This window comes from Desulfovibrio sp. 3_1_syn3, from assembly GCF_000145315.2.
In the GTDB taxonomy this organism is placed as follows: domain Bacteria; phylum Desulfobacterota; class Desulfovibrionia; order Desulfovibrionales; family Desulfovibrionaceae; genus Desulfovibrio; species Desulfovibrio fairfieldensis.
Genome location: NZ_ADDR02000001.1, coordinates 2,559,001 through 2,584,746 on the forward strand (window position 1 = coordinate 2,559,001; position 25,746 = coordinate 2,584,746).

Consider the following 25,746-nt stretch of genomic DNA (forward strand, 5'->3'; position numbering starts at 1 on the left):
TCATGGGCAAGATGTTCTTTGTGGATTTGACGCGCTGTACAGCCTGCCGTGGCTGTCAGATCGCCTGTAAGCAATGGAAAAACCTGCCCGCTGAAAAAACCCGCAACAGCGGTTCGCACCAGAACCCGCCCGATCTCTCGGGGCAGACCATCAGGGTGGTGCGTTTCAAGGAAGCAGCGGACAAGAACGGCAAGGTCAGCTGGAACTTCTTCCCCGAGCAGTGCCGCCACTGTGTGGATGCCCCCTGCAAAGCACAGGCGGATATGGAATCGGAAAGCGCCTTTTTGCACGATGAAGCCACCGGGGCCGTGGTGCCCATGCCGGATTCGGCCAAAGTGGACTTTGAAGGCGTGCGCTCGGCCTGTCCCTATGACATTCCCCGCAAAGACGAGGAAAGCGGCCGGATCACCAAGTGCGACATGTGCTTTGACCGCATTACGCAGGGCATGGTTCCGGCCTGCGTGGCCTCATGCCCCACGGGCTGCATGAACTTCGGCGACGAGGAAGAAATGCAGGCCCTCGCCGGGAAGCGCCTGGAGGAAGTCAAAAAAGACTGGCCCGAGGCCAGCCTGGGGGATGCGGACAGCGTGCGCGTCATCTATCTCTTCAAAGAAGCCCCGGCCGCCTACTTTGAGCATGCCGTGGCCGACGCCTCACGGACCATGCTGGCCAGCACCGAAAAAACGCAGCCCGCCCGGAACATCTCCCGCCGGGACCTGTTCCAGCGCGTGCTGCGCGGCTAGGAGCTGTCTCTAAATTGTCCTTTCGCTCTCTGCCGGCGTCAGGCTCGCCCGTGCGAAGGTCGAATATGTTTGAATATGCTCCCTCCGCCCAGGATACGCCTTTCTTGGCAGAGAACGAAAAGCCTAATTTAGAAATAGCTCCCAGAGCATCAGCGAATCATTATCGAAAACCGGAGGCCGGGAGCGTTGACAATCAACGCTCCCGGCCTTTCCTTATCCCTGCTTCAGTTCCATGATCAATTGCCGCAGCACTTCTTCCTGCGCCGCAAGGCTTTCCAAAGCCCGCGAAGCCTCGCGCATGGCTTCGGCCACATCGCCGGAAATACCGTTCACCCGGCCCACGGCCCTGGTGATCTCTTCCGAAGCCGAAGACTGCTCCTCAGCGGCCGTGGCTATGGTGCGCACCTTGTCCGAAGCCTCAACGGCCATGGAGACGATCTCTTCCAGAGCCGCGCCGGAGCTGTCCGCCAGGGTCGAGGTGCTGACGATCATTGCGACGGTCTGTTCCACATACCGGATATTGTTGCCTGTGGCCTTTTGAATGTCGCCGATGGCGCTGCCCACTTCCGTGGTGGCGCTCATGGTTTTTTCCGCCAGCTTGCGCACTTCGTCGGCCACCACGGCAAAACCGCGTCCCGCGTCCCCGGCCCGCGCCGCCTCAATGGCGGCGTTCAGAGCCAAAAGATTGGTCTGGTCGGCAATGTCCGAGATAGTGGTCATAATCCGGCTGATGCCCTCGGCCTGCTCGCCGAGCGCTTCCATGGCTTCTTTGAGCACCGAGGCCTGATTACGGGCTTTTTCAATGCCGTTCACGGCGTCACGCACCACACCCGCGCCTTCGTGGGCGCGGCTGCGCATCCTGTCGCTGAACGAAGCCGTTTCAGAAGCATTGCGCGCCACCTCTGAGACCGTGGCGTTCATCTCATCCATGGCGGTAGAGGTTTCGCCCATGCCCGCCGCGGCATCTTCCGCTCCGGCCCCGGCTCCGGCAATGCGGCTGCTCAGAATCTCCGATGCCTCGGACACGGCGCGCACAATGTCCTCCATCCGCGCGGCCGCGGACTGGATGCCTTCCCTGCGGGCGCTGTCGGCAGCCTTGCGCGCGGCATGGGCTTCCTCCAAGGCCAGCCGGGCTTCCTCGCCCTTGCGGCGCGCCTGTTCCGACTGTTCGGTCACTTCCGCCAGACGCTGCCGCAGGCTGCCCACCATGCTGCGCAAGGCATCGGCCAGACGGCCGGTCTCATCCCGTGCGTGCAGAGCCAGTTCCTGGTCCAGATTTCCGGCAGCCACTCCCTGAGCGAAGTCCACGGTCGCGCGCAGGGGTTTGGTGATCATACGCGTAATGCCCACAGCCAGCGCGGCGCCCAAAAGCAATACCGCCGCCAGAATAATCAGGCTGTTGCGAACGGTGGATTTCAGATCCTCGTAATTGCTGTTGACAATGCCTTCGGCAATGCGCAAGCCCGTTACCCCGATGTCGTGCGTCAGACGGCTTGTGGCCGCGGCATAGTCTGCCAGCCGCGTCGAAATCTCAGCCTCTTTGCCTTTGGCCGCGAACATTTCGCGCGCGCCGGTCATATATTCGCTCATGCTTTTTTCCGCCCGCGCAAAGGCTTCCTGGCAGGCGGGCTTGACCAGCCTTCCCTTTACTGTCGCGGCAAGCGCGTTCATACGCGTGAAAATTTCTTCCGCCGCGGCAAAAGCCGCCGCATCGTTGTTGTATATAACGCCTTTCATCAACAGGCGGATTTCCTGGGTCATGGCGTAAAGACGCGCCGCGTCACGCTGATTGTCGGCATATTGCAGGCTCATGGCCGTATTGCCGGCCTCGACAAACTCGCGTGTGGTTTCCCGGACCAGATCTTCCAGAGCCGTCAGGGATTCCAGAGCCGCCGCGCCGAGCCCCTCCATACGCGCTATGACGGCGCGCGTGTGTTCCCCGGTTTCAATAGTTTCCCGGGTGGATGCTACCAGAGCTTCAAACGGCGCCGGGAAATCGCGCACGAATTCCACCAAGGGCACATGCGAGGGGTATTTTATGGAATGCTCACGCATTTTTTCAAAGTCGGCCCGCACTTTTTCCAGAGCCTGTAACGCCTCCTGTCCGGCCTGTTCGCTTCCGGGGGCCTCATTGATGCGGGTCAACGCGTCGTTGAGGCTCCAGCCCAGGTTAAGGGCGAATTTGACCTTGGGAATATATTCGGCGGCCACGCGCCGGGAATCATCGGCCGCCCGCCGCATTTCCGCCGAAGAAAGGTAGCCCGCCAGACAGGCGAGCAGAAGAAGCAGCGCGAAACCGCTGCCGATTTTTTTGCCTATACTGCTCGTAAACATAAGAACGCCTCGTTATGTGGAGAAACCCGCTTCATTGCGGTATATAGACGCACGGCCGCAACGTCCGCGGCTGTGCGCTGAAGTCCTTCGCAACGGGCCGACCTGAACCACGGGCCCATGAATGCCTCCGGCCCGGAACAGGCAAACGCCTTGCCTTCATATGATCATATTTATTAAAAAATATATATGGGAGATTGCTGGTCGACCCCGGTTATTTTGTCTGTCGGCAATCGTTCCCGGCGGAACATCACAAGGGTCATCCCAAGTGTTTGATGCGGCTTATTGAACGGGCCGAAACCCCGGTATCTGGGCCGCCCCTGGGGGGGCCAGGATACCGGGAAAAGAAGATTATATGAGGAGGGCCGGGAGAAAAGGCAAACAGACAAGAGGCCGGACAGTGGATCAGTGGGGGACAGCGGGGATAGGTCAACGGGGATAGGTCAGCGGGTCCGGTCCCATACGTCCCTGCCCGTCCGGTAGTTCCAGGTTATCCAAGGCCGCCACCTGCTCCGAGGTCAGTCGGAAATCAAAAACCTCGCTGTTTTCCCTGATCCGTTCCCGATGGACGGATTTGGGAATGGGCAAAAGACCTTTTTCCAGATGCCAGCGCAGCAGTATCTGAGCCGGTGTTTTGTTGAGCGTGGCGGCCAGTTCCCGCACAACAGGCTGCTCCATGTCCCGTCCCCGGCCCAACGGGCTCCAGGAAACGACCTGGATGCCGCATTGGGCGCAGAAACGGCAGAGCCCCGCCTGGCTGAACAAAGGGTGGACTTCAATCTGGTTGAGCGCAGGCCAGAAACCGAAGGTGTCGCGCATTTCGCTGAGATGCTCGGCCAGAAAATTGGAAACGCCCAGGACGCGGATCTTGCCCTGCTCTTTCTGGCGCAACAACTGCTCAAAAGCGCGCAGCCGCCGGGCGTCGTCCAGGCCCGGCCAGTGCAACAGACAGCCGTCCAGATAATCCAGGCCCAACAGCTTGAGGCTCTGATCCAGAGCGCGTACCGGCTCGGCAAAGTCCGTGGGCCAGATTTTGGAAAGCACGAACAGCGTTTCGCGCGGTTGGCCGCTTCGCCGCAAGGCTTCGCCCACCGTGCCTTCATTGTGGTAATACGCGGCCGTGTCAATATAGCGATAGCCGCAGGCCACGGCTTCCCGCACGGCCAGAGCCAGTTCAGGCCCTGAAGCCTTATAACAGCCGAAGCCGAAACCGGGCATCTCCATGCCGTCATTAAGACGCAACAAAGCGGAAATATTTTCAATCATATAAAACTCCCGCCGTACCGGATTGTTCCGGCACAGCCTGTTGTCATTAAGAATATTTTAGGGTTGAAATGTGACACAGTTCAAACTCTACACCACCCGCGTGCCGGGCATGCACGTTCTTTCAGAGTACTGTGGGCGAGGCGGCTCGGCAAGCCCCGGCAACGTCGCAGGCCCGTCCGCCGCCTTGACAGCGCCCATTTCGGGTCTTATGAAAGGTAGTCTTGCTACTATCTTAACCGTGGAATACCGCCATGTCCGCACATTCCGCCGCGCCGGGCCGTCCGCCTGTCCGTCTGACCCATATTCTGCTTGTCCTGGCTGTTCTGGCCGGGCTTTTTTTCAGCATACGGCCCCAGCCCGTGCAGGCCGCACCGCCCCAAGCCTCCGGCCAACCCGCTGAACTGCGCGTGCTGGCGACCACGTTTCCGGTATATCTGTTCACCCGTAATGTGGCCCACAGCCGCCCCTATGTGCGGGTGGAGCTACTGATTCCGGCTCAGGCCGGTTGCCCCCATGACTACGCCCCCACGCCCCTCGATCTGCAAAAATTGGCGCAGGCCCAGGTGGTGGTAATGAACGGCCTGGGGCTGGAAGAGTTCCTGGCCGCCCCCCTGAAAAAAATCAACGCCAAGGTCACGGTCATTGACAGCAGCAAAGGCATTGATCCTCTGCCCCTGCCGCGCGGCATGTCGCCTTCTCCGCATGCCGGACACGACCACGGCAATGTCAATCCGCACATTTTTGCCGGACCGCGGCAAGCCGCCGCCATGGTCTATAATATCGCCGCAGGCCTGGCCCGCGTTGATCCTCAAGGGGCGGCGGCCTATCGTGCCGCCGCCGAGGACTATGCCGCGCGCCTGCTTTCCGTGGGCCGCCGTCTTGCCGAGGTGGGGGCCTGCGCCCCGCGCAAGGGCATTGTGCTGCAACACGACGCGCTGGCCTATCTGGTCCATGACGCGGGCCTGGAGGTTATGGACGTGATTCAGGAAAGCGAGGACGTTCAACCCTCGGCGGCCCGGCTCATGGAACTGGTGCGGCGCATCCGCGAAGAAAAGCCCGTGCTCATTGCCGGCGAGCCGCAGTATTCGGACAAACCCGCCCAGACCCTGGCGCGCGAAACCGGCGTGCCCGCGGCGCAGCTTGATCCCGTGGCCTCGGGTCCCGCCGATGCGCCCCTGAGCTACTATGAGACCGTCATGACCGCCAATTGCAAAACCCTTGAGCATTATTTTGACCCGCGTTGAAGACTCCGCCCCGGCCATCGCCTTTGAGCATCTGAGCGTACGCCGGGGAAACAATCAGATTCTTGAGGACATCTGCGCCGGCGTGCCGCGCGGCGGCAATACCGTGCTGGTGGGCCCCAACGGCGCGGGCAAGACCACCCTGCTGCTCTGCCTCATCGGCGAAGCGCCCTATACCGGGCGCATCCTTCCCGACGGCAGGCGCGGCGCGGCCTGGCCGCGCCTGGCTTATGTGCCCCAGCAATTGCAGATGGACGGCGGCCTGCCGTTGCTGGTCAGCGAATTTCTGTCTCTGGAGCGCCAGCGCAGGCCGCTCTGGCTGGGGCTGAAAGCCGGGGCGCGCGCACGGGCTCGCCGCCTGCTGGCTCTGGTACGGGCCGAACATCTGGAAAACCGCCGCCTGGGCGACCTCTCCGGCGGCGAACTGCGCCGTGTGCTGCTGGCAGCGGCTCTGGGCCATGAGCCGGAGCTGCTGGTGCTGGACGAACCGGAAGCGGGCGTGGATTTTCAGGGCGAACGCCTGTTCTGGGAAGTCCTGGACACGGCCCGGCGCGAATACGGCTTTACCCAGCTCATGGTCAGCCACAATCTGCCCCTGGCGGCCCATTACGCCACGCATGTGATCTGCCTGAACAAATATGTGCGCGCCGAGGGTCCGCCGCGCACCACCCTGACCGCCGCCACCTTGCTGAATCTCTTCGGTGTGCCCATCCACCTCTATCCGGACCAGTGCGACGGCGCGGACCCGGCCTGCCCCCAGTGCGGGGCGCTGCACGGGCCGGATCATCTGCCGTCCGATCCGGGACAGCGGCTGAACGTCCTGGCCCCCCTTCCCTGCCGGGGCTGCGCTCTGCACGTGCCCCCGGCGGCCACGGCAGCACCGGACAATCCGGCCGAAGCGGGCAATACCGCCGGGGGAAATCCTCATGCCTGATTTCTCGCCGGTTTACACGCTGATCGGCCTGTTGCCCCTGGACTGCCTGCAGGCCCGCTTCATGCAACAGGCCCTGCTGGGTCTGTTGCTGCTCACGCCCATGGCAGCCGTGCTGGGCGTGGAGGTCATCAATTTCCGCATGGCCTTCTTTTCCGACGCCATCGGGCACTCGGCCTTCGCCGGAGTGGCCCTAGGCCTGATTCTGGCTGTGAACCCCCGGCTGTCCATGCCGCTTTTCGGCGTGCTGGTGGGGCTGGCGGTCATGGTCGTGCGCCGCAAAAGCAATCTCTCCGCCGATACGGCCATCGGCATCGTGTTTTCAGCGGTGGTGGCCTTCGGCCTGGCCGTGGTCAGCCGGGCCAGCGGCGTGGCCCGCGACATGCAGCAATTCCTCTACGGCGACATCCTGACTATCAGCGAAGGCGAAATCGCCTTTCTGGGCCTGCTCTTCCTGGGCATGTTGCTCTTTCAGGCCGTGGGCTACAACCGCCTCCTGGCTATAGCCCTCAATCCGGTCATGGCCAGGGTGCACGGCATACGCGTGGCTCTCTGGCAATATCTTTTCGCGGGCCTGCTGGCCTTGGTGGTCATGTTTTCGGTCTGGGCCGTGGGCGTGCTGCTGGTCACGGCCATGCTCATCGTACCGGCGGCCACAGCCCGCAATCTGGCCCGCACCGCAGGCGGCATGTTCTGGTGGGCCTTGCTGGTGGGCATCAGTTCCGGCTTCGCCGGGCTGACTCTGTCCGCCCAGGATTGGCTGGCCACGTCCAGTGGAGCCACCATAATTCTGGTTTCCTGCTGCTGGTTCGCGGCAAGCTGCGTCTGGGCCGCCCTGCGCGGGCACCGGCGGGCCTGAACCCGCGCGCTGCCATGTCCCCCTGGCCCACTCTTCAGATCACCACAGCCCACGGCCCGAGCCGGGCCGTGGCCCCGTATGTCATTTCAGCCAGCCGGGCCACGGACATTCCGGCTTTTCACGTCCGCTGGCTGCTGGAACGCCTGCGCGCCGGATATTGCCTCTGGCGCAATCCCTTTAACGCCGGACAAGGACAATACGTCTCCTTCGAGCGTTGCAGGCTGCTGATCTTCTGGAGCAAAAATCCCCTGCCCCTGCTGCCGCATCTGTCGGAAATCGAGGATTACGGCTTCAAGTATTACTTTCAGTTCACGCTCAACAATTATGAAGCCGAGGGCCTGGAGCCGGGCCTGCCCCCGCTGGAGCAGCGCCTGGAAACCTTCTGGCGCCTGTCGGAACGGCTCGGCAGGCAGCGGGTGATCTGGCGCTGGGACCCGCTGCTGCTGGCCGCGCAACTGCCTCCGGAAGCCCTGCTGGAACGCCTGGATGCCCTGGGCCGCAGGATCAGTCCGTATACGGACAAGCTGGTAATCAGCTTTCTGGATATGTACCTGAAGATCAGAAGCCGTCTGGCCGCCCATGCCGCAGTGCCGCGCGCGCCTTCGGAAGCGGAAATGCTGGCCCTGGCTCAAGGCCTGGCCCGCCGCAACGCCGCGTGGCCGCATCCCTTGGCGCTGTGCACCTGCGCCGAAGCTCTGAATCTTTCCGCCCTGGGCATCGCGCCCAATGCCTGCGTGGATCCGGCATTGATCAGTCGCCTCTGCCCGGACGACGCGGAGATCCAGCGGTTCTGCGGCCTGGACCCGACACGCGCGTCCTTACTGCCTGGAAGCAGACCCGGCAAGGCCGCCAAAGATCCCAGCCGCCGCAAGCACTGCCAATGCCTGCCCGCCAAGGATATCGGCGCGTACAGCACCTGCGCCCACGCCTGCGTCTATTGTTATGCCAATCAATCCCAGGCTGTGGTCCGGGCCCGGCTGTTGTCGCGGCGGCCCGGCGCGGAGAGCCTGATCTGAATCCTCGGGCACAGTGTGTTACACGGCCTCGGGCGGGGGCAGGCCCTCACGCTTCAGGCGGCGCATACTCGCGTAATAAGCGATGCCCAAGGGCAACGCGGCCCCCAGCCAGGCCAGAGGATTGGCCAGGCAAACCCCGTTGAAGCCCCACCAGACAGCCAGCACCACGGCGGCCAGCGCGCGCATGAGCAGCTCCATGACCCCGGCCAGCGTGGGGATCAGACTTTGCCCGAGACCCTGGAGGGTATTACGGTAAATAAAGAGCAGTGCCAGCACCCAGTACATGCAACCGCTGATCTCCAGATAAGTCTGCCCCATCTCGATGACTCGCTCCTGCCCCTCACCCACGAAAAGCGCGATAAGATGGTGTCCGCCCGTAATATTGACCACGGCAATAGCGATACTGAAACCCACGGACATGAAACAGCACTGGCGCACGCCCTGCCGGATGCGCTCCAGATTGCGCGCGCCGTAGTTCTGTCCCGTGTAGGTGGCCATGGCCAGACCAAAGGACATCATGGGCAGCACGGCCACCATGTCGATTTTCTGCGCGGCGGTGTAGGCGGCCACGGCCAGGGGGCCCAGGCTGTTCAGGGCCGCCTGCAGAATGATCGCGCCCACAGCGATGACCGACATCTGGAAGCCCATGGGCAAGCCGATGCGCATGGGTTTCCAGATATCCTTGAAGCCGAGTTTCCAGTCCTTGGCGTGCGGCCGCAGCAGGGGCTGCTTGTTGAGGATGTAGCCCACGCAGAGCAGGCCCGATACCACTTGGGCCAGCACCGTGGCCCAGGCCGCGCCCGCCACGCCCATCTTAAAGTAAAGGATGAAGATGAAATCCAGAACAATATTCAGGAGGCAGGCGATGATCAGAAAAAACAGCGGGGTCTTGCTGTCGCCCAGGGCCATGATCATGTTGGAAAGCAGATTGAAAAGCACGGCCGCGCCGATGCCCCAGGAAATGACGATGATATAACTGTGGGCGTCCTCCATGATCTCTGGCGGCGTGAGCATGAGTACAAGCACCGTGCGTGAAAGCAACACGCCGGAGATCGTCAGAACGACCGCCACAACCGCGCTGAGCAGAATACCGGCGCAAAAACTGCGCCGCACGCCCACCTTGTTGCAGGCGCCGAAAAACTGGGCCGTGACAATGGAAAACCCCGAAGTCATGCCCATGACAAAGCCCAGGACCAGAAACAGCAGGCTGCCGGTGCTGCCCACGCCCGCCAGGGCCGTGACCCCGATGGTCCTCCCCACGATCAGGGTATCGGCCATATTGTAGATCTGCTGGAAAAGATTGCCGATAAAGAGCGGCAGCGCGAAGAAAAAAATCAGCTTCGCCGGGCTGCCCTGAGTCAGATTTTTAGCCATATCTCCATCACAACTAAATACGTTCGATGCATCCGGCCGGCCGAAAAGACGCCGCCTGAATGCAACATTTCAAATTACCACCTGAACCATGCCGCCCGCAAGCATTGCGGCACCACGGCCCAGGGCAGACGCATCTAAAAAAGATCTATAGACTGGGGGCTATGGAAGACCCTATTGAAATCACATTGGCTATTTTCCGTGACCTGACTGACCCACGAGTAGAGCGCACAAAGATACATAGTCTTGAGACTATTATGTTTATTGCTTTATGTTCGTATTTGTCAGGCGGTGACGGCTTTTATGACATGGAAGATTATGCCCATGCCAGACAGGATTGGCTCAGCAGCCATATAGGCATGCAAAGCATTCCCAGTCATGATACCTTCAACCGCGTATTTCAGGCAATTTCCCCGAGTTGCTTTGGCGAATGTCTCCTTGAATTATCCCGACGTCTTCGGGAGAAAGTGACCGGCGACATAGTGGCCTTTGACGGAAAAACACACCGGCGCACTACCAGGAAGAATGGGACAGCTTTACATATGCTCAACGCTTGGTCCGTGGAAAATCGTTTGGTTCTCGGACAACTGGCCGTAGAAGAAAAGAGTAATGAAATTACAGCCATTCCCCAATTAATGGATATGCTGGACTTGAAAGGGTGTGTAGTAACGGCCGATACGCTCAACTGCCAAAAAGTTGTAGCGGCTAAAGCCATCGAGAAACAGACTGCTTACCTTTTGGCATTGAAGAGCAATCATCCTATGTTTTACGAGGAAGTACGTATGCATATGGATGCTCTATCCTGTGACGTTCCACCGGGATTTGAACAAATTGAGAAAGAACATGGCCGTATTGAAACCCGGCGGTGTTGGCAATCACCTTCAATAGACTGGTATAGCGATAAGGAGCAGTGGGCTGGCTTGCAAAGCTTTGTACTTATTGAGTCAGTGCGTGAAAGTAGAGGAAAAATCGAGACAAACCGTCGTTACTACATAAGTAGTTTAGCTCAGGATGAAGTGCGTGCCGCTAAAAGCGTGAGAGCTCATTGGCAGATAGAAAACGCCTTGCACTGGTGTCTTGATATAGTTTTTGATGAAGATCAAAGTCGAGCACGGGTTCGTAATGCGGGCAAAAATCTTGGAATTTTGCGAAGTATCTGCCTCAATTTACTTCGGCGCATGCCAGGGAAATCGAGCTTGAAGGGCAAGAGGTTCAAGATTGCGCTGAGTGAAGATTTTCTCCTTCAGGCTCTCAGAATTTAGATGCGTCTGCCCTGCACCACGGCCGCCCCGTACTTGACAACAGTGCGGCTTTAGGCAAGCTCAAAATAAAAACATTTTTATCCCACCTCCAAGCCCGGAGAATCAGCATGTCCACGCCCGAGCTCATTTTCGGCACTGTGCGCAACAGGCTTGCATTTGCCCTTTTTCTGCTGTTCCTGTCTGTTGGAAACGCCTGGGCCGCGCCGGAATACAAGGCTCCGATCCCCCAGAAGGTCAACGGCCTGATCAGTTACTGGCGTTTTGAAGGCCCGGTGGAGCAACCCGGCGGCCAGGAAAGGCTGGAACTGGGCTTCAGCATGGACAAGCAAAAGTGCCGAGATGCCTACGGCGAGGACGGCGAATCGGTCTGTCGGCGTAATTTCGGCAGACGGCCCGCGCCCGAAGTAACGATCACGCCGCCCATTCCGGGCCACTGGGAATGGAGCGGAGACCGCCTGCTCTTTTTCCCGGAAAAAGGCTGGCCCGTGGACACGGCCTACAAGGTGGATATCAGCCGGGCCCTGCCGCCGCGCATAGCCGTGTCCGGCGCGGTGACCTTCCGCAGCGCGCCCTTGCGCGCAAAAATTACGGGCAGTTTCAAATTTGATCCTGAAAATCTCAAAACCATGGCCGTCAGCGGCGAAATACACTTCAATTCGTCTGTGGACAAAACCGGCGTGGAGAGCCGTTTCAGCGCCACTCCCCAGGGCGAAGGCCTGTTGCTGGGTGAGCCCGTGCTGCATTTTAACGGTGATGATCGTCTGAACTACAGCCTGCCGGTCCTGCGCCTGGCGGCAAACGACGCGGGCCTGCGCGTCTCCTTGGCGCCGGGCTTCACGGCGGTGTACGGTGGCCCCCCTTCCAAGGGCGAGGACTTTTTCGTGCGCCTGCCCACCATCGACAACCTGTTCACACTGAACGCCGCTGATCTCAGCGTCGCCACCCGGCCCGACCTGCGGGCGCAGATGGTGCTTGCGCTGCATTTTTCCCTGCCGGTCAAGCCTTCGGAGGTTCTGGGCAAGCTGGACGTGCGCCTCTTGCCGCCGGGCCTGGAAAGTGAGGAACAAAGACAGCCCGACAACGAAGACGAAGAGGGCGATGGAAACGAAAAATCCCGGCGAGCCCCGGCCTGGACCATGGAACAGCTCACTCCGGAAATAGTCTCCCAGGCTCCCCGGCTCGCATTGCAAGCCGGGGATGAGGAGGACAAGCCGTCCACGGATATTTTCTTCGCTATTGCCGACAACCTGGAGGCCGACCGCAGCCTGTTGTTGTGCCTGCCCCAGGGCCTGGCCAGCGCCGCGGGGCTGCATTCCGGCGCGGAAAGCCGGAAGCTGCTGCAAACGCCCGCCTTTCCCGAAGCTCTGCGTATTATGCAGAAGGGCGGCGTGCTGGCTCTGACCGGCGACGCCGTGGTCTCCATCTACAGCCGCAATCTGGATGCCGTGGACTATGAAGTGGCCCAGATCCGGCCCGAATTTCTCAATACCTTTCTGCTGGCCAACCTGGATCAACTGGACTACGACAATTACGATTATGATCAGCCCTATACCGGCAGCCGCCCGGATCTTGACAATCTGAGCGTCATCAGCCGGGGCAGCCTGCCGCTGCAGCGGCGTGACGCCATGTCGGCCCAGTTCAGCGCGCTCAATCTGCGCCCCCTGCTCCGCGACGGTCAGAAAGGCCTGTTCTATCTCAGCCTCACAGGTCGGCGCGACGCCGACAGCGTGAGTAAAGAAAACCGCTTTGTGCTGATGACGGACCTGGGCCTGATCCATAAGACCTCCGCCCAAGGCGGAAGTGTGGTCTATGCCGTCAGCCTGGCCGACGGCAAACCGCGCGGCAATGTGAACGTCCAGGTGATCGGAGCCAATGGCCTGCCTGTGTTCAGCGCCAGAACCGATGCGCGCGGCAAGGCCGTGCTGCCCTCTCTCGCGGGCTTCACGCGCGAAAAGAAACCCCTGGCCCTGGCGGCGGCCCAGGGGAGCGATCTGGCCTTCCTGCCCCTGGAGCAATATGCACGCAAGCTCAATTATTCGCGCTTCGACGTGGGCGGCAACCGGCTTTCCGACCAAGGGCTCAACGCCTATCTGTTCAGCCAGCGCGGCATGTACCGTCCCGGTGAAAGCCTGCATTTCGGCTATCTTGTCAAACAGGGACAATGGGGCTCCACGGAGCTTGCGGGCCTGCCGTTGCGGGCCACGCTGTACAATCCGCGCGGCAACAAGGCGGCCGGTAAAAAAATCACACTGACGGCCGAGGGTTTCGGCGAACTATCTTTCCCCCTGGAGGAAACAGCCCCCACCGGCCCCTGGGAATTGCGCCTGAGCACCGCCGACGGCGGACAGCGCGGCGAAGTTTTGCGCGTGTCCAGGGTCATGGTGGAGGAATTCCAGCCCGAAACCCTTCGCCTGCAATTGCGGCTCACGCCCGGCGCGGGCAAGGGCTGGCTGCGGCCCCAGGACCTGAAACAAGGGCCGGAAAAGGATCAGGAAAACGGCCTGTCCGCGCGGGTGAATCTGGTCAATCTCTTCGGCGCGCCCGCTGTGGGCCACGACGTCAAACTGCAAGTGCGCTTCGCGCCCGCGGCGTTTCACTTCCGCGAATATGCCGACTACAACTTTTACAATGCGGCCCGGAGTCTGAACGGCCAATCGGCGGAAGTGCCGACCCGGCAGACCGACGACCAGGGGGACGCCGTGTTCGCCCTGGATCTGGCGGGCTACGAGAAGTCCACCTTCCGATTGAGCGCCCTGGCCGAAGGCATGGACGCCGGCGGCGGGCGCAGCGTCATGGCCGACGCTTCCCTGCTGTTTTCGCCTCTGGAATCAGTAGTGGGCTGGCGTAGCGACGCCGACCTGAACTATCTGCCCCAGCACGGCAAAGCCCGGCTGGACCTGCTGGCCGTGGACCATAAACTCGCCCCCGTGGACCTGGGAGAACTGGAACTGAGCTTTGTGGGCATCAGTTATACGCGCAGTCTGACCCGCGACGGCCAGGGACAGTACCGCTATCAAAATCTGCCCCGGCGCAAGCCGTTGGGCACGCAAAAGCTTCGCATGGACAAAAAGGCGGTTGTGGACCTGCGCCTGGACGAACCGGGCCCGCATCTGCTGGAAGCCCGCGACAAGACCGGCAATCTGGTCCTGCGGGTGCCCTACGAAGTAGCCGGTACGGCCCAGGCGCGCCTGGGCGAGGAACACGAGGCCAGGCTTACCGCAAAACTCAGCAAGCAGGACTACGCCCCGGGCGAAACCATGGAAATAGCCCTGAACACGCCTTACAAAGGCGCGGGCCTGATTACGGTGGAGCGGGAAGACGTGCTGGCTGAAACCTGGTTCACAGCCATGGCCGGACAGAGCGTGCAGCGCCTGACCCTGCCCAGGGGGACTGAAGGCCGGGTATATTGCAATATCACCTATTTCCGGGCCATGGACGACGCTGATATCTTTACCCAACCCATGGCCGGCGTGGTGCTGCCGTTCAGCATTAATATGCGGGGACGCGATCTGGGCCTGAGCGTGCGCACCGAGGCGGACGCCGCGCGCGCGGCAAGCCAGCTGGTCAGGCCGGGGCAGACCCTCCCCGTGCGGGTGCGCGCCGAACAACCGTCCAAAGCCATTGTTTTCGCCGTGGACGAAGGCATTTTGCAGCTCACCTCCTACGCCACGCCCGACCCCCTGCGGGCACTGCTGGGCGACCGGGCCCTGGAGGTGGACACCTATCAGTATTTCGACCTGCTGATGCCGGAATACCGCCATCTGCGCGGCATGATTTCGGCCTTTGGCGGCGGCGAAGCTCCCGCTCCGCCGAATCAGGCCGCCCTGGGTCAGAACCCTTTCCGCAGGCCCGGCGAAGCGCCCATGGTCTTCTGGTCCGGCGTGCTTGACGTGGGGCCCGAGGAAAGCCTGGTCCAGATCCCGGTGCCGCCGCAATTCAACGGCAAACTGCGGATCATGGCCGTGGGCTGCGCGCCCGGAGCCGTGGGCGCGGCCCGGACCGAGGCAGTGTCCAGGGCCGAAGTCGTCATCCAACCCATGCTGCCGCTTTTCGTGACGCCGGGTGATGTCTTTGAGGCCTCCGTCAGCCTGACGGACATGCTGGAACGCTCGGAGGGTCAGGAGGACACAGCTCGCCGTGTGGCTCTTGGCGTGCGGAGCGACGGCGGCTGCACGCTGCTGGACGCCCTGCCCGAGCCCCTGGATCTTAAACCGGCGCGGCAACAGACCGTGCGCCTGCGCTTCCGTGCCGAGGACCTGCCGGGAGGACACAAGCTGAGCTTTATCGCCACGCCCCTGCCCGGCCAGCCCGGCGAAACGGTGACGCGGCCCATGGGCCTTTCCATCCGGCCCGCGCTGCCGCGCTCCACCGACGTGCTTCTGGGCCGGGTCGGGCAGGCCCCGTACACGGCCGAGGCCAAGTCGCCCCGCCGACTCTACCCGCAGTTCGCGGAACTGCGCGCCTCCATCTCCGCCCTGCCGTTGCCGCTGGCCCACGGCCTAATGCGCTGGCTGGCCGCGTATCCTTACGGCTGCACGGAGCAACGCGTCAGCGCGGCTTTTCCCGACCTGGCGCTTCTGGCCCGGCCCGAATTGACGCCGCCTGACGCCCGCTACACGCCACAGAAAATTCGTGCCTGGGTGTTGGAAACCATGCAGATGCTTCAAGCCCGGCAGCTGGATGAAGGGCATTTCGCGACCTGGCCTGGCGGCGGCAGAGGCGATCTCTTCCTTTCCGCCTATGCGGCGGACTTCCTGACCACCGCCAGGGCGGCGGGCCTCTCTCTGGCCGAAGGCTTGGACAAAGGATTCCTGGCCGCTCTGGAACAGGAAGCCATGCAGAGCCCCGACAGCCTGGAAGACGCCCGCGTCAAGGCTTATGCGACATGGGTGCTGACCCGCAACGGCGTACTGACCAGCAACATCCTGGCCACACTCTCGGCCTGGCTGGAGCGTTATGGGCCGGAGCAGTGGCGCAATGACCTGACCACCGTGTTCATGGCCGGCAGCTGGAAACTGATGAGGGAAGACAAACTGGCCGGAGAGTTGATCAGGGGATACCGTCCCGAGGCCGCGAAATCCTTTCGGGCGGATTATCCTTTCGACGGCCTGAGCTCCCGCGCCCTGTTTCTTACGGTGCTGGCAGGACAATTCCCGGAGGAACTCCGGGGGCAGAAGGCCCAGGACATGCTCGACGACATCTTCGACCTGGCGGCGCAACAGCGCTATACGACCATCTCGGCGGCGCAGGCGGCCAGGGCCTTGATGGCGTACAGCCAGAGCCTGGACGCCGGGCTGGCGCAGGCCTCGGTCAGCGGGCTGGATCAGACAGGCCGAACTCTCGCCCTGCCGCCGCTTCAGGGCCAGGGCGTGCGCGCCCTGGCCCTAGACAGCGAAAGCGGCGCGCCCTCCCGCGCGTTGCTGGAGCAACTGGCCGGGCTGAGCTTCACGGCGGACGCGCCCTTTTTCTGGCAACTGGAAAACGTGGGCTTCGGGCGAGATCTGCCCACGCGGGCCGTCAGCAAAGGGCTCAGCATACGGCGCGAACTGCGCACGCCCGAAGGCGATCCCGTCACAGCCCCCCAACAGGGCGACGAGGTGGTGGTAGCTGTCATTGCCCGCGCCTTTGACAGAGAGCGGGAGAATATCGCCCTTGTGGACATGCTGCCCGGCTGCTTTGAATTTGTGGTCAGCCAGAGCGGAGAAAGCGCGGAACTGGCCACAAATCAGGGAAGCGTCCACGAGGACCGGGACATGGAGCCCGATTATGCCGAACGCCGGGAAGACCGGATGCTGATTTTCACGGATCTGGCGACGAGCGAGCGGGTTTTCCGCTACCGGGTCAAGATCACGGGCCGGGGCGAATTTACCTGGCCGCCCGTGCAGGCCGAAGCCATGTACGACCCGGAAGCCCGGGCCCTGAGCCTGCCGGAGAAGATAGTCATTGAGGAGTAAACGGCGTCCGTGCGGGAGGCTGGTCCTTGTCGGCCTCCCGCTTTCGCTCTGCTGCGCGGCGCTGGCCTTTGTGCTGGCGCTGCATGCCGCGCCCAGGCCCGACCTTTACGGCAAGGCGGGCTTCTCGCGCATTTTTCTGGACCGCCGGGACCGCGTGCTGCGCATTACCCTGGCCCCGGACGGCGCATACCGTATTTTCACGCCCCTGACGGCCATGCCCCCGGAACTCATGGAAGCCACCCTGCTCTACGAGGACCGTTCCTTTTATCGCCACCCCGGCGTCAATCCGCTGGCCCTGCTGCGTTCCGTGGCCCAGATGGCTCTCGGGGGCCGCCGCATGGGCGGCTCCACCATCAGCATGCAGGTGGTGCGCCTGACCCGGAAGTTCTCCACGGCCAGCATTCCCGGCAAACTGCGCCAGATCTGGCAGGCTCTGGTGCTGGAACGGCATTACGGCAAGGATGAAATTCTCGAAGCCTACCTCAATCTTGCGCCCTACGGCGCCAATGTGGAAGGCGTGGGCGCGGCGGCGCGCATCTGGTTCCACAAGGAGGCCGCCGAACTCAGCCTGCCCGAAATTCTGGCCCTCGCACCGGTGCCCCAGCACCCGGCTGCGCGCAATCCCCTGGCAAGCCGGGGCCGCGCCCTGTCCCTGGCCCGTGCGCGCCTGGACAGAATCTGGCGCGAGGCCCATCCACAGGATGCCGGCCAAGGCCTGCCCAATGTGCCTTTGCGGGTGCATGCGCTTTCAGAGCTGCCCTTTGCCGCGCCGCATGCCGTGGACAGCCTGCTGGCCGGAAGCGAACTTCCCCAAGGCCGTATCTCCACCACCCTGGATCTCGGCCTGCAACGCCTGCTGGAGCGCCAGTTGCGCCGGGCCGTGGAGGCCGGACGGCTGTGGGGCATGGACAATGCCGCCGCCCTGCTGCTGGACTGGCGCAGCTGTGAAATCCTCGCCCTGGCCGGATCAGCCGATTATTTCAACGCCGCGATCCAGGGGCAGGTGGACGGCACGGCGGCGCGACGCTCGCCCGGCTCCACCCTGAAGCCCTTTATTTACGCCCTGGCCCTGCAGGAGGGACTGATCCATCCGGAAACCCTGCTTTCCGACACGCCGCGCGCGTTCAAAGGCTATGAGCCGGAAAATGCCGACGGCGGTTTTCGCGGCCCTATCAGCGCGCGTATAGCCCTGCTGGGCAGTCGCAACATCCCCGCCATCGCTCTGGCCAGCCAGTTGCCCGCGCCGGGCCTGTACGGTTTTTTGGGCAAAGCCGGGGTGCATTTCGAGCACGGACCGGAGCATTACGGACTGGCCCTGGTTCTGGGCGGCGCGGAGGTGAGCATGCGCGAGCTGGCCGGGCTGTATGCCCTGTTGCCCAACCGGGGCATCTGGCGCGCTCCCGTGCTCCGGCGAGACGAACACGCGACCGGTCCGCTTCCCCTGCTCAAGCCCGAAGCGGCCTTTGTGGCTCTGCAAATGTTGCGCGCGCCGTCGCCCCAAGGCTTTGACCGCACGCCGACCTACTGGAAAACCGGCACGTCCAACGGTCTGCGCGACGCCTGGACCGCCGGGGTTTTCGGGCCTTACGTCCTGGTGGTCTGGGTGGGCCGTTTTGACGGCGCGGCCAATCCCGGCTTCAATGGCCTGCACGCGGCGGCCCCCATTTTCTTCAGTATCCGGCGCTCCCTTGAGGCCCTGAACCCGACCGGCGCTTTGCCGGATCCGGCCGCCGACGACGAGGGCTTGAATATCCGCCGTATCGCCGTCTGCACGGCCACGGGCGATACGGACCTCAGCCTCTGCCCGGAACCATCGCGCCAGACCGGCACCTGGTTCATCCCCGGCATCTCGCCCATCCGCGATTCGGGCATTCTGCGGCGCATCCTGGTGGATGATGCGACGGGCTTTCGTCAATGCCGGGCCGTGCCGGGACGCACCAGGGAAGTCGTCTGGGAATTCTGGCCCGCCGACCTGCGTCGTCTTTTCAGTCAGGCCGGCGTACGCAAGCCCCCGGCCCCACCTCTGGCTCCGGAATGCCGCGAGACGGATACCCCCTGGCAGGTTCCCGGCCGCGCCCCGCTGATTTCTTCGCCCAAACCGGGCCTGGTCTATGCGGCGAGCCTCAAACATCCGCAAAAAATTCCTCTGCTGGCCGACGCGGACGCCGACGCGGGCTGTGTCTACTGGTTCGCGGATACGCGCTATCTTGGCCGCAGCGGGCCGGACGAACCGCTGCTCTGGCAGGCCGCGCCGGGCGTCACCCGGCTCACGGCCGTTGACGACCTGGGCCGGGCGAGCAGCGTACGGGTGGTGACGGAAAGCCTGCCCTGAGTGCGTGTCCGCCATGTGCGCACGGCGTCGTCGGGCTGTTTGCTTTGACAAGGATTGGCCGAGACCATATTCTGTTTCCCCCTTTTGTTTCGGAACCCGTTGGGGAAACTTCCGTGCCAAGGCAATTCACTCATTTCAAATGTTAATTGCTCTGGCGGTCGCGTGAGCGGACCCCGCAGCACTCGGGCGGTATAGAGTTTGAGATGTGCAACATTTCAAACGCAAAATGTTGTAATGGCCGGAGCCGGTTTTTCATGGACAGGTTGCTGCTCACTCTCGGGATCATTTTCGTCAGCCTGGCGGCGGGCTATGCCTTCCGGCACGCCGTCACGACCGGGCGCGTCCGCCTTTCCGAGGGAACCCTGATCCTTGCGCGCCAACGCCTGCAGACAGCGGCGGTCTTTGTGCTGATTCCCATCTCGGCCATGCTCTCCCTCTGGGGCCTGCCCTCGCCGGACACGCGCCTGCTGGCCCTCCCCCTGCTGGGCCTTGCCGCCTGGATCTGGGGCGGCGCCCTCTCACTGCTCTTCGCCCGCTGGCTCAGGCTGGACCGGGCCCAGACCGGCAGCCTGTACTGCTGCGGCACCTTCACCAACATCGGCGCCGTGGGCTCACTGGTCTGCGTGCTCTTTCTCGGCGAAAGCGCCATCGCCCTGGTGGCCTTGTACCGGCTCTGCGAGGAACTGTTTTATTTCAGCGTTTCCTTTCCCATCGCCCGCTGGTACAGCCGGGAAAACGACAACCAACGGCTTTCCTTCCGCAATCTGCGCTTTGATCCCATTTTAAAAGTGGTGCTCAGCGCCCTTCTGCTCGGCATCACGCTCAATCTGCTGCATGTGCCCCGCCCGGAATTCTGCGGCCGCCTGGCCTCCGGCTTCATGATTCTGGCTACCGTGCTTTTTCTGTTTGCCATCGGTCTGAGCCTGCGGCTGTCGCGTCTGGCCCGGTATGCCCGCCAGAGCCTTGCCGTGTGCGCCATAAAATTCATCGGCGTGCCGCTGTTGATCACCGGCATTGCCAAGGCAGTCGGTTACGGGGCCATTGACAACGGCCTGCCCCTGAAAGTGGTGGCCGTGCTCTCATCCATGCCCGTGGCCATGACCGCGCTGGTGCCGCCGTCCCTGTTCAGTCTGGACCTGGATCTGGCCAATGCCTGCTGGATTTTCAGCACACTGGCTCTGGTGGCGGTGCTGCCCGCTCTGCTTCTGGTCCTGCCGCGGCTCTGACGCCCGGCGCGCCGCAGTCGATCCCGCGATAAAATATCTGATTTTACCGCGCATATCTTCAGAGGAGGTTTTACTGATGAAACGCTGTTTGCTCCGGAGCGCCCTGGCGCTCTGCGCCTGTCTGCTGGCCGCGCCGCTCCTGTCCCCGGCGGCCCCCTACAAAGCCGAGTACAAATTGAGCGTGGTGCCCGGCGCCACGTCCGGCTGGGGCATGACCGCCGCGTATTTCGCCGATCTTGTGCGCGAACGTTCGCAGGGGCGCATCAACATCAAGGTCTATCCTTCCAGCCAGCTGCTGGCGGGCAAGCAGACCTCGGAATTCCTGATGCTGCGCAACGGGGCCATTGACTTCGCCCTGGCTTCCACCATCAACTGGTCCCCCCAGATAAAGGAACTGAACCTCACGGCCCTGCCCTTCTTCCTGGCCGTGCAGCCGGACCGCTACAAGGCCATGGACGCCGTCATGGCGGGCAAATCCGGCAAGATGATGGTTGACGCCATTGAGAAAAAGGGCGTGAAAATCATCGGCTGGGCCGAGAACGGCTTTCGCGAAATGACCACCAGCAAGGGCCCCATCAGCAAGCCCGAGGACATGAGCGGGCTCAAGATCCGGGTGGTGGGCAGCCCCATCTTCATTGAGACCTTCCGGGCGCTGGGCGCCAATCCCGTGAACATGAACTGGAGCGAAGCCACCACCGGCTTCCAGCAAGGCGTGGTGGACGGGCAGGAAAATCCCACCAACGGCATCAATATCCCGCTGAAAATCTGGGATTATCACAAGTATCACTGCGACTGGCACTACATCATCGACCCGCTGCTCATGGGCGTGAACCCCACGGTCTGGAAAAGCTTCAGCCCCGAGGACCAGAAATTGCTTCTGAAATGCGCCTCGGAAACCGAAAAATACGGCAAGGCGCTTTCCCGCCTGGGCATGGACGACGGCTCTTCCCTGTCCTACCTGAAGAGCATCGACAAACTGCCGGAAGTGACCGAGCCCTACGCCTTCATGGAACAACAGGGCATGGTCGTCACCCGGTTGAGCCCGGAACAGATCGCCAAATTCCATGAGGCCACCCAAAAGGTGCGCGCGGACTGGACCGCCAAGATCGGCCCGGGTCTGGTCAAAGCCGCTGAAGAGGACATGGCCGCCGCCAAGTAACTAGAGCAGATTAACTTTGAAATTTTACAAATTTCAAAGTCGGCATTCTGGCGAAAAACGTGGTTTTCACCAGAATCCACGCCGCGTTGCTCTCGATGCCTGTACGCCCTTTGGGCTACAGGCACGGCCCTACGGGCCGCCCGTCGGGTCGGTCTTCGCGGCGCGCCGCACCGTGTGCGGCGTTAGAGCAATTTCAAAGTGAAAATGCTCTAAAGAATCGGGCGGATGCCGAAGCTCAGCGCCTGTTGGCGAACGGGCCTTTGCTCCGGCATCCGCGCCGGAATGCGGAGAGCAGGATGTTGCGTTTTCTGGATACGCGCTTTGAGGAACTTCTCGGTTCGCTGTTGCTGGCGGTCATGGTGAGCATCGCCTTCATCAATGTGATCGTGCGCTACTGCACGTCTTTTTCCTTCGCCTGGACCGAGGAGCTGACCGTCAATTTTTTTGTCTGGGTGGTGCTGCTGGGCACGGCGCGCTCTTTCCGGGAAGGGAGCCACTTGGGCATGAACCTGCTCTATGACGCACTGCCGCGCAACGCGCGCCGGATCTGCTACTGGCTCGGCATGCTGCTCTGCATCGCCTTTTTCGGGGCGCTGTGCTGGACCGGCACGCTGGAAGTGCTGGACGAGTACGATCTGGAATCCATTTCCGAGTCCCTGGGCATTCCGGTCTGGTGGTACACTATCGCCACGCCGCTCTTTTCCCTGCTGATTATTTTCCGCATGCTGCAACGGTCCTGCGCCGATCTGCGCTCGGGCAACTACTAGAGGGGGTCGTCATGGAAACAACCTTGTTTCAGGACCCCGCGTTCTGGCTGCTCACGCTCTTTCTGATCCCCCTGCTGCTCAGGGTGCCCATCGCCCTTTCCTTGGGCTTTGCGGCCCTGGTGGTCGTCTGGAAGTGGGACATGGGCTTCAGCATGCTCTCCTACAACTTTTTCGCGGGCATCGCCAAATTTCCCCTCCTGGCCATCCCCTTCTTCATCCTGGCGGGCTATATCATGGAGCGCGCGGGCATCGCGGCGCGCATCGTTGCCCTGATGGAAGCCCTGACCGGCTCCATGACCGGCGGCCTTGCCGTGGCTACCGTGGCCGTGGCCACCTTCTGGGGAGCGGTAAGCGGCTCCGGCCCGGCCACCGTGGCCGCGCTGGGCCTGATCCTGATCCCCGGCATGGCCATGGCGGGCTATGACAAAGCCTTTGCCGCGGCCACGGTTTCCGTGACCTCGGGTCTGGCCATCGTCATTCCGCCGAGCATCGCCTTCATCGTCTACGGCGGCGTGGCCAACGTCTCGGTACCGGCGCTGTTCGCGGCGGGCTTTATCCCCGGCGTCATTGTGGCCCTGTTCATCATGGGCGCGGTGCTGATCATTTCGCGCAAAAAGGGCTACCGGGGCGAAAAGCGCGGCCAGCCGGTGGGCAAGGCCTTGCGCGAGGCCTTCTGGGGCATAATGACGCCTGTGGTCATTCTCGGCGGCATTTACGGCGGCGTGTTCACGCCCACCGAGGCCGCGGCTGTGGCCGTGTTCTATGGCCTGTTCGTGGGCGTGTTCATTTACCGCACCATCAACAGCCTGAACATGCTGTTCGAAATTTTTTCCGCCAGCATGCGGGCCACGGCCGTGGTCATGATTGTGGTGACCTGCGCGGGCCTTTATTCCTGGGTGGCCTCCACCGTGGGCCTGGTGGAAAAAGGTTCGGCCGTGCTGCTCTCCCTTTCGGACAACCAGTGGGTTGTGCTGCTGATGATCAACATCATCCTGCTACTGGCAGGCATGCTGCTGGACGCCATCTCCATTTATTACGTTTTTCTGCCCTTCATGCTGCCCATCATGGCCCACTTTCACTGGGACCCCATCTGGTTCGGCATCATGATGACGGTCAACCTGGCCGTGGGACAGGTCACGCCGCCCGTGGCGGTCAATCTGTATGTGGGGGCCAACATCAGCGGCCTGAGCATGGAGCAGATCAGCAAACCGGCCCTGCCGCTGATTTTCGCGGCATTGCTGGCCCTGGCCGTCATTGTGCTCTTCCCCCGGCTTTCCACATTCCTGCCGCAACTGCTCGGCCTGTCATAGCCGACATTCTACTTGAAAGGCTCTAAACGCGACAAAGCCCCCGTCCGAAATCCGAACGGGGGCTTTGCCGCCAATGTCTTACAAAGATGAATCGCTACATATGCCGAGGCATTCCCGTAGCGCTTCCTCATGGGCCATACGGGAAGCCGGGGAAAAACAAACCAGCCGCACCTCGTCCGGTTCCGAGTGATCGCGCAGGAAATCCAGCACCGTGGCCACGGCGATATGAGCCGCCTCCCGTGCCGGATAGCCGTAAACACCGGTGGAAATGGCCGGAAAGGCCACAACCCGCGCCTTGACGGCCACGGCCTCTTCCAGAGAGCGTCGGTATGCCGAGGCCAACAGACGCGCTTCGCCGTGCGTGCCGCCCCGCCAGACCGGGCCCACTGTGTGGATGACATAGCGCGCGGGAAGGCGAAAGCCGGGCGTGACTTTGGCCTCGCCCGTGGGACAACCGTCCAGAGGACGGCAGACGGCCAGGAGTTCCGGTCCGGCGGCACGGTGAATGGCTCCGTCCACGCCGCCTCCGCCCAGCAGGCCTTCATTGGCGGCATTGACAACGACATCCACTGCTTGGCGGGTGATGTCGCCTTCCATAATGCGCAACCGTCGCGCGGCCTTTTCCATATGATTTGCTTTCGGCATGGCATTGCGGCTTCAGGGCCGACGATATCCTCCCACAGCCCCGTGCGGGCTGAGTACGATCTGCCACAATTGCAGATCACGCGCGCGGAACGCCCCGGCGCAACTCAGCAAATAGTAATGAAACATACGAAACACGCTTTCCGAGCAAGAGAATTTTCCCTCTTCCCGTCCTCGTCTGAAGTTCTCGGCCCAGGCCATCAGAGTCTTGTCGTAATCGGCCCCGAAATTGTGCCAGTCTTCCATGACAAAACGTCCGGCAATGGCATTACCGATCTCGGCAATGCTGGGCAGGATGCCGTTGCGGAAGATATATTTTTCAATCCACGGGTCCACGGAAAGGCGTTTCTGATTAGCGCCGATGGTGTGCAGCAGAAAAAGGCCGTCCTCACGGAGCAGATGATAGGCCGAATCCATGAACACGGCATAGTTTTTGTGGCCCACATGCTCGAACATGCCCACGGAAACAACGCGCTCATACTTCCCGATCAGGGAACGATAGTCTTTCAGCAGCCACTCCACATCCAGGCCCTGGCTGTGGCTCTCGGCATATTGGGCCTGAGCCCAGGAAACCGTGACGCCCGTCACATGCACACCATACTGCTGTGCCATATAGCGCCCCAGGCCGCCCCAGCCGCAGCCGATGTCCAGGACGCGCATACCCGGCTTTAACTGCAATTTGCGGCAGATCAGCTCCATTTTATCCTGCTGGGCCCGCTCCAGGCTGTCGGCGTGTTCCCAATAACCGCAGCTATACTGCATGAATGGGTCGAGCATGGCTTCAAACATGTCGTTGTCAAAGTCATAATGCCCTCTGGCCACCATGCGTGCGCGGGCCACGCTTTGCAAATTACGCAAGGCATAGGCGGCAATGCCCAGCAAGACCGGCAGGGTCAGCCGGAAATGCTTTTCCAGGTCGCCGCGCATAATCCGGTAAAAGAGCTGGTCCAAGGCTTGGCAGTCCCACCAGCCTTCCATATAGGCTTCGCCGAGGCCCAGGCTGCCCTGACGGATGACCCGGCCCCAAAGGCGAGGGTTATGTATTTGAATATCCCAAGGTCGGGATCCGTTTATCTGTACGTCAATCTTGGCCAGCATCTCCTTGATGACCGACTCTGTCATGGTTATGGCTCCAAATGCTTTTTCCGCCGCTCTGTATTGTCAAAAAGCCGCCGCCGAAAAAGAACAGCGGAAACAAAAAGAAGGTCAGGGGCAACAGCTTTTTCATATATTACCTTATACTTCTTTTGAAGTATCCCCATCCGCGCCTGTTGACAAGAGGCGCATGTTCTAAAAATGCCTTATTATTTATTATAGTTAAATAAAAAATTTACGG

Annotated in this window: 18 protein-coding genes; 12 read left to right on the forward strand and 6 right to left on the reverse strand. The window is 61.8% G+C overall.

Features of this window, described 5'->3' with window-relative positions; genetic code table 11:
• Window positions 1-2 precede the first annotated feature (2 nt).
• Window positions 3-743, forward strand: a complete 741-nt coding sequence (locus HMPREF0326_RS10840) for a 4Fe-4S dicluster domain-containing protein (RefSeq protein ID WP_008683802.1) — start codon at window positions 3-5, stop codon at window positions 741-743.
• 213 nt (window positions 744-956) lie between these two features.
• Here HMPREF0326_RS10840 and HMPREF0326_RS10845 read toward each other — a convergent pair whose 3' ends face one another.
• Together HMPREF0326_RS10845 and HMPREF0326_RS10850 are read right to left on the reverse strand one after the other, a co-directional pair.
• The gene (locus tag HMPREF0326_RS10845) at window positions 957-3,077 is read right to left on the reverse strand and encodes a methyl-accepting chemotaxis protein (RefSeq protein WP_020990523.1); all 2,121 of its coding nucleotides are present in this window, start codon (window positions 3,075-3,077) and stop codon (window positions 957-959) included.
• Between the two features lie 426 nt (window positions 3,078-3,503).
• On the reverse strand, window positions 3,504-4,340 hold the full coding sequence (locus HMPREF0326_RS10850; RefSeq protein WP_008683800.1) for an aldo/keto reductase: 837 nt from the start codon (window positions 4,338-4,340) through the stop codon (window positions 3,504-3,506).
• A 251-nt stretch (window positions 4,341-4,591) separates the two neighbouring features.
• Here HMPREF0326_RS10850 and HMPREF0326_RS10855 point away from each other — a divergent pair, with 251 nt between their 5' ends.
• From HMPREF0326_RS10855 to HMPREF0326_RS10870, 4 genes are read left to right on the forward strand one after another with little or no spacing between them, the layout of a single operon-like run.
• Window positions 4,592-5,584, forward strand: coding sequence for a metal ABC transporter substrate-binding protein (locus HMPREF0326_RS10855; protein WP_008683799.1), 993 nt, complete (start codon window positions 4,592-4,594; stop codon window positions 5,582-5,584).
• Entirely contained in the window at window positions 5,571-6,515 is a 945-nt protein-coding gene (locus HMPREF0326_RS10860; RefSeq protein ID WP_008683798.1) for a metal ABC transporter ATP-binding protein, read from the forward strand. Before HMPREF0326_RS10855 ends, HMPREF0326_RS10860 begins: the two co-directional genes overlap by 14 nt.
• Window positions 6,508-7,371, forward strand: a complete 864-nt coding sequence (locus HMPREF0326_RS10865; RefSeq protein ID WP_008683796.1) for a metal ABC transporter permease — start codon at window positions 6,508-6,510, stop codon at window positions 7,369-7,371. The genes HMPREF0326_RS10860 and HMPREF0326_RS10865 overlap by 8 nt, the downstream gene beginning before the upstream one ends.
• A gap of 14 nt (window positions 7,372-7,385) precedes the next feature.
• A complete protein-coding gene (locus tag HMPREF0326_RS10870) occupies window positions 7,386-8,387 on the forward strand; it encodes a DUF1848 domain-containing protein (RefSeq protein WP_008683795.1) in 1,002 nt (333 codons plus the stop codon).
• Between the two features lie 18 nt (window positions 8,388-8,405).
• On the opposite strand, the gene HMPREF0326_RS10875 is transcribed toward HMPREF0326_RS10870, so the two are convergent.
• Window positions 8,406-9,761: an MATE family efflux transporter gene (locus HMPREF0326_RS10875; protein WP_008683793.1), complete on the reverse strand. Its 1,356-nt coding sequence runs from the start codon at window positions 9,759-9,761 to the stop codon at window positions 8,406-8,408.
• A 161-nt stretch (window positions 9,762-9,922) separates the two neighbouring features.
• Between HMPREF0326_RS10875 and HMPREF0326_RS10880 the strand changes: the two genes are divergently transcribed.
• From HMPREF0326_RS10880 to HMPREF0326_RS10910, 7 genes are all read left to right on the forward strand, one after another.
• On the forward strand, window positions 9,923-11,020 hold the full coding sequence (locus HMPREF0326_RS10880; protein WP_035072995.1) for an ISAs1 family transposase: 1,098 nt from the start codon (window positions 9,923-9,925) through the stop codon (window positions 11,018-11,020).
• A gap of 107 nt (window positions 11,021-11,127) precedes the next feature.
• The gene (locus HMPREF0326_RS10885) at window positions 11,128-16,974 is read left to right on the forward strand and encodes an alpha-2-macroglobulin family protein (protein ID WP_008683791.1); all 5,847 of its coding nucleotides are present in this window, start codon (window positions 11,128-11,130) and stop codon (window positions 16,972-16,974) included.
• Entirely contained in the window at window positions 16,964-19,306 is a 2,343-nt protein-coding gene (gene pbpC / locus HMPREF0326_RS10890) for a penicillin-binding protein 1C (protein ID WP_008683789.1), read from the forward strand. The genes HMPREF0326_RS10885 and pbpC overlap by 11 nt, the downstream gene beginning before the upstream one ends.
• Window positions 19,307-19,560: 254 nt before the next feature.
• The gene (locus HMPREF0326_RS10895; protein WP_008683788.1) at window positions 19,561-20,532 is read left to right on the forward strand and encodes an AEC family transporter; all 972 of its coding nucleotides are present in this window, start codon (window positions 19,561-19,563) and stop codon (window positions 20,530-20,532) included.
• Window positions 20,533-20,608: 76 nt separating this feature from the next.
• Window positions 20,609-21,691, forward strand: a complete 1,083-nt coding sequence (locus HMPREF0326_RS10900; RefSeq protein ID WP_008683787.1) for a DctP family TRAP transporter solute-binding subunit — start codon at window positions 20,609-20,611, stop codon at window positions 21,689-21,691.
• A 296-nt stretch (window positions 21,692-21,987) separates the two neighbouring features.
• Window positions 21,988-22,458, forward strand: coding sequence for a TRAP transporter small permease (locus HMPREF0326_RS10905; protein ID WP_009301521.1), 471 nt, complete (start codon window positions 21,988-21,990; stop codon window positions 22,456-22,458).
• Between the two features lie 11 nt (window positions 22,459-22,469).
• Window positions 22,470-23,768 carry a TRAP transporter large permease gene (locus HMPREF0326_RS10910; RefSeq protein WP_009301520.1) on the forward strand — a complete coding sequence of 433 codons (1,299 nt, stop codon included), beginning with the start codon at window positions 22,470-22,472 and terminating at the stop codon, window positions 23,766-23,768.
• Window positions 23,769-23,846: 78 nt separating this feature from the next.
• Here the strand turns inward: HMPREF0326_RS10910 and HMPREF0326_RS16855 are convergent, their stop codons facing one another.
• The 3 genes from HMPREF0326_RS16855 to HMPREF0326_RS17220 are packed head-to-tail and all read right to left on the reverse strand — an operon-like array spanning window position 23,847 to window position 25,638.
• Window positions 23,847-24,395, reverse strand: a complete 549-nt coding sequence (locus HMPREF0326_RS16855; RefSeq protein WP_008683784.1) for an O-acetyl-ADP-ribose deacetylase — start codon at window positions 24,393-24,395, stop codon at window positions 23,847-23,849.
• Between the two features lie 30 nt (window positions 24,396-24,425).
• Complete coding sequence (cfa, locus tag HMPREF0326_RS10920) at window positions 24,426-25,532, reverse strand: cyclopropane fatty acyl phospholipid synthase (RefSeq protein ID WP_008683783.1); 1,107 nt, start codon at window positions 25,530-25,532, stop codon at window positions 24,426-24,428.
• Window positions 25,492-25,638, reverse strand: coding sequence for a hypothetical protein (locus HMPREF0326_RS17220; RefSeq protein WP_190276387.1), 147 nt, complete (start codon window positions 25,636-25,638; stop codon window positions 25,492-25,494). The genes cfa and HMPREF0326_RS17220 overlap by 41 nt, the downstream gene beginning before the upstream one ends.
• Between the last annotated feature and the right edge of the window lie 108 nt (window positions 25,639-25,746).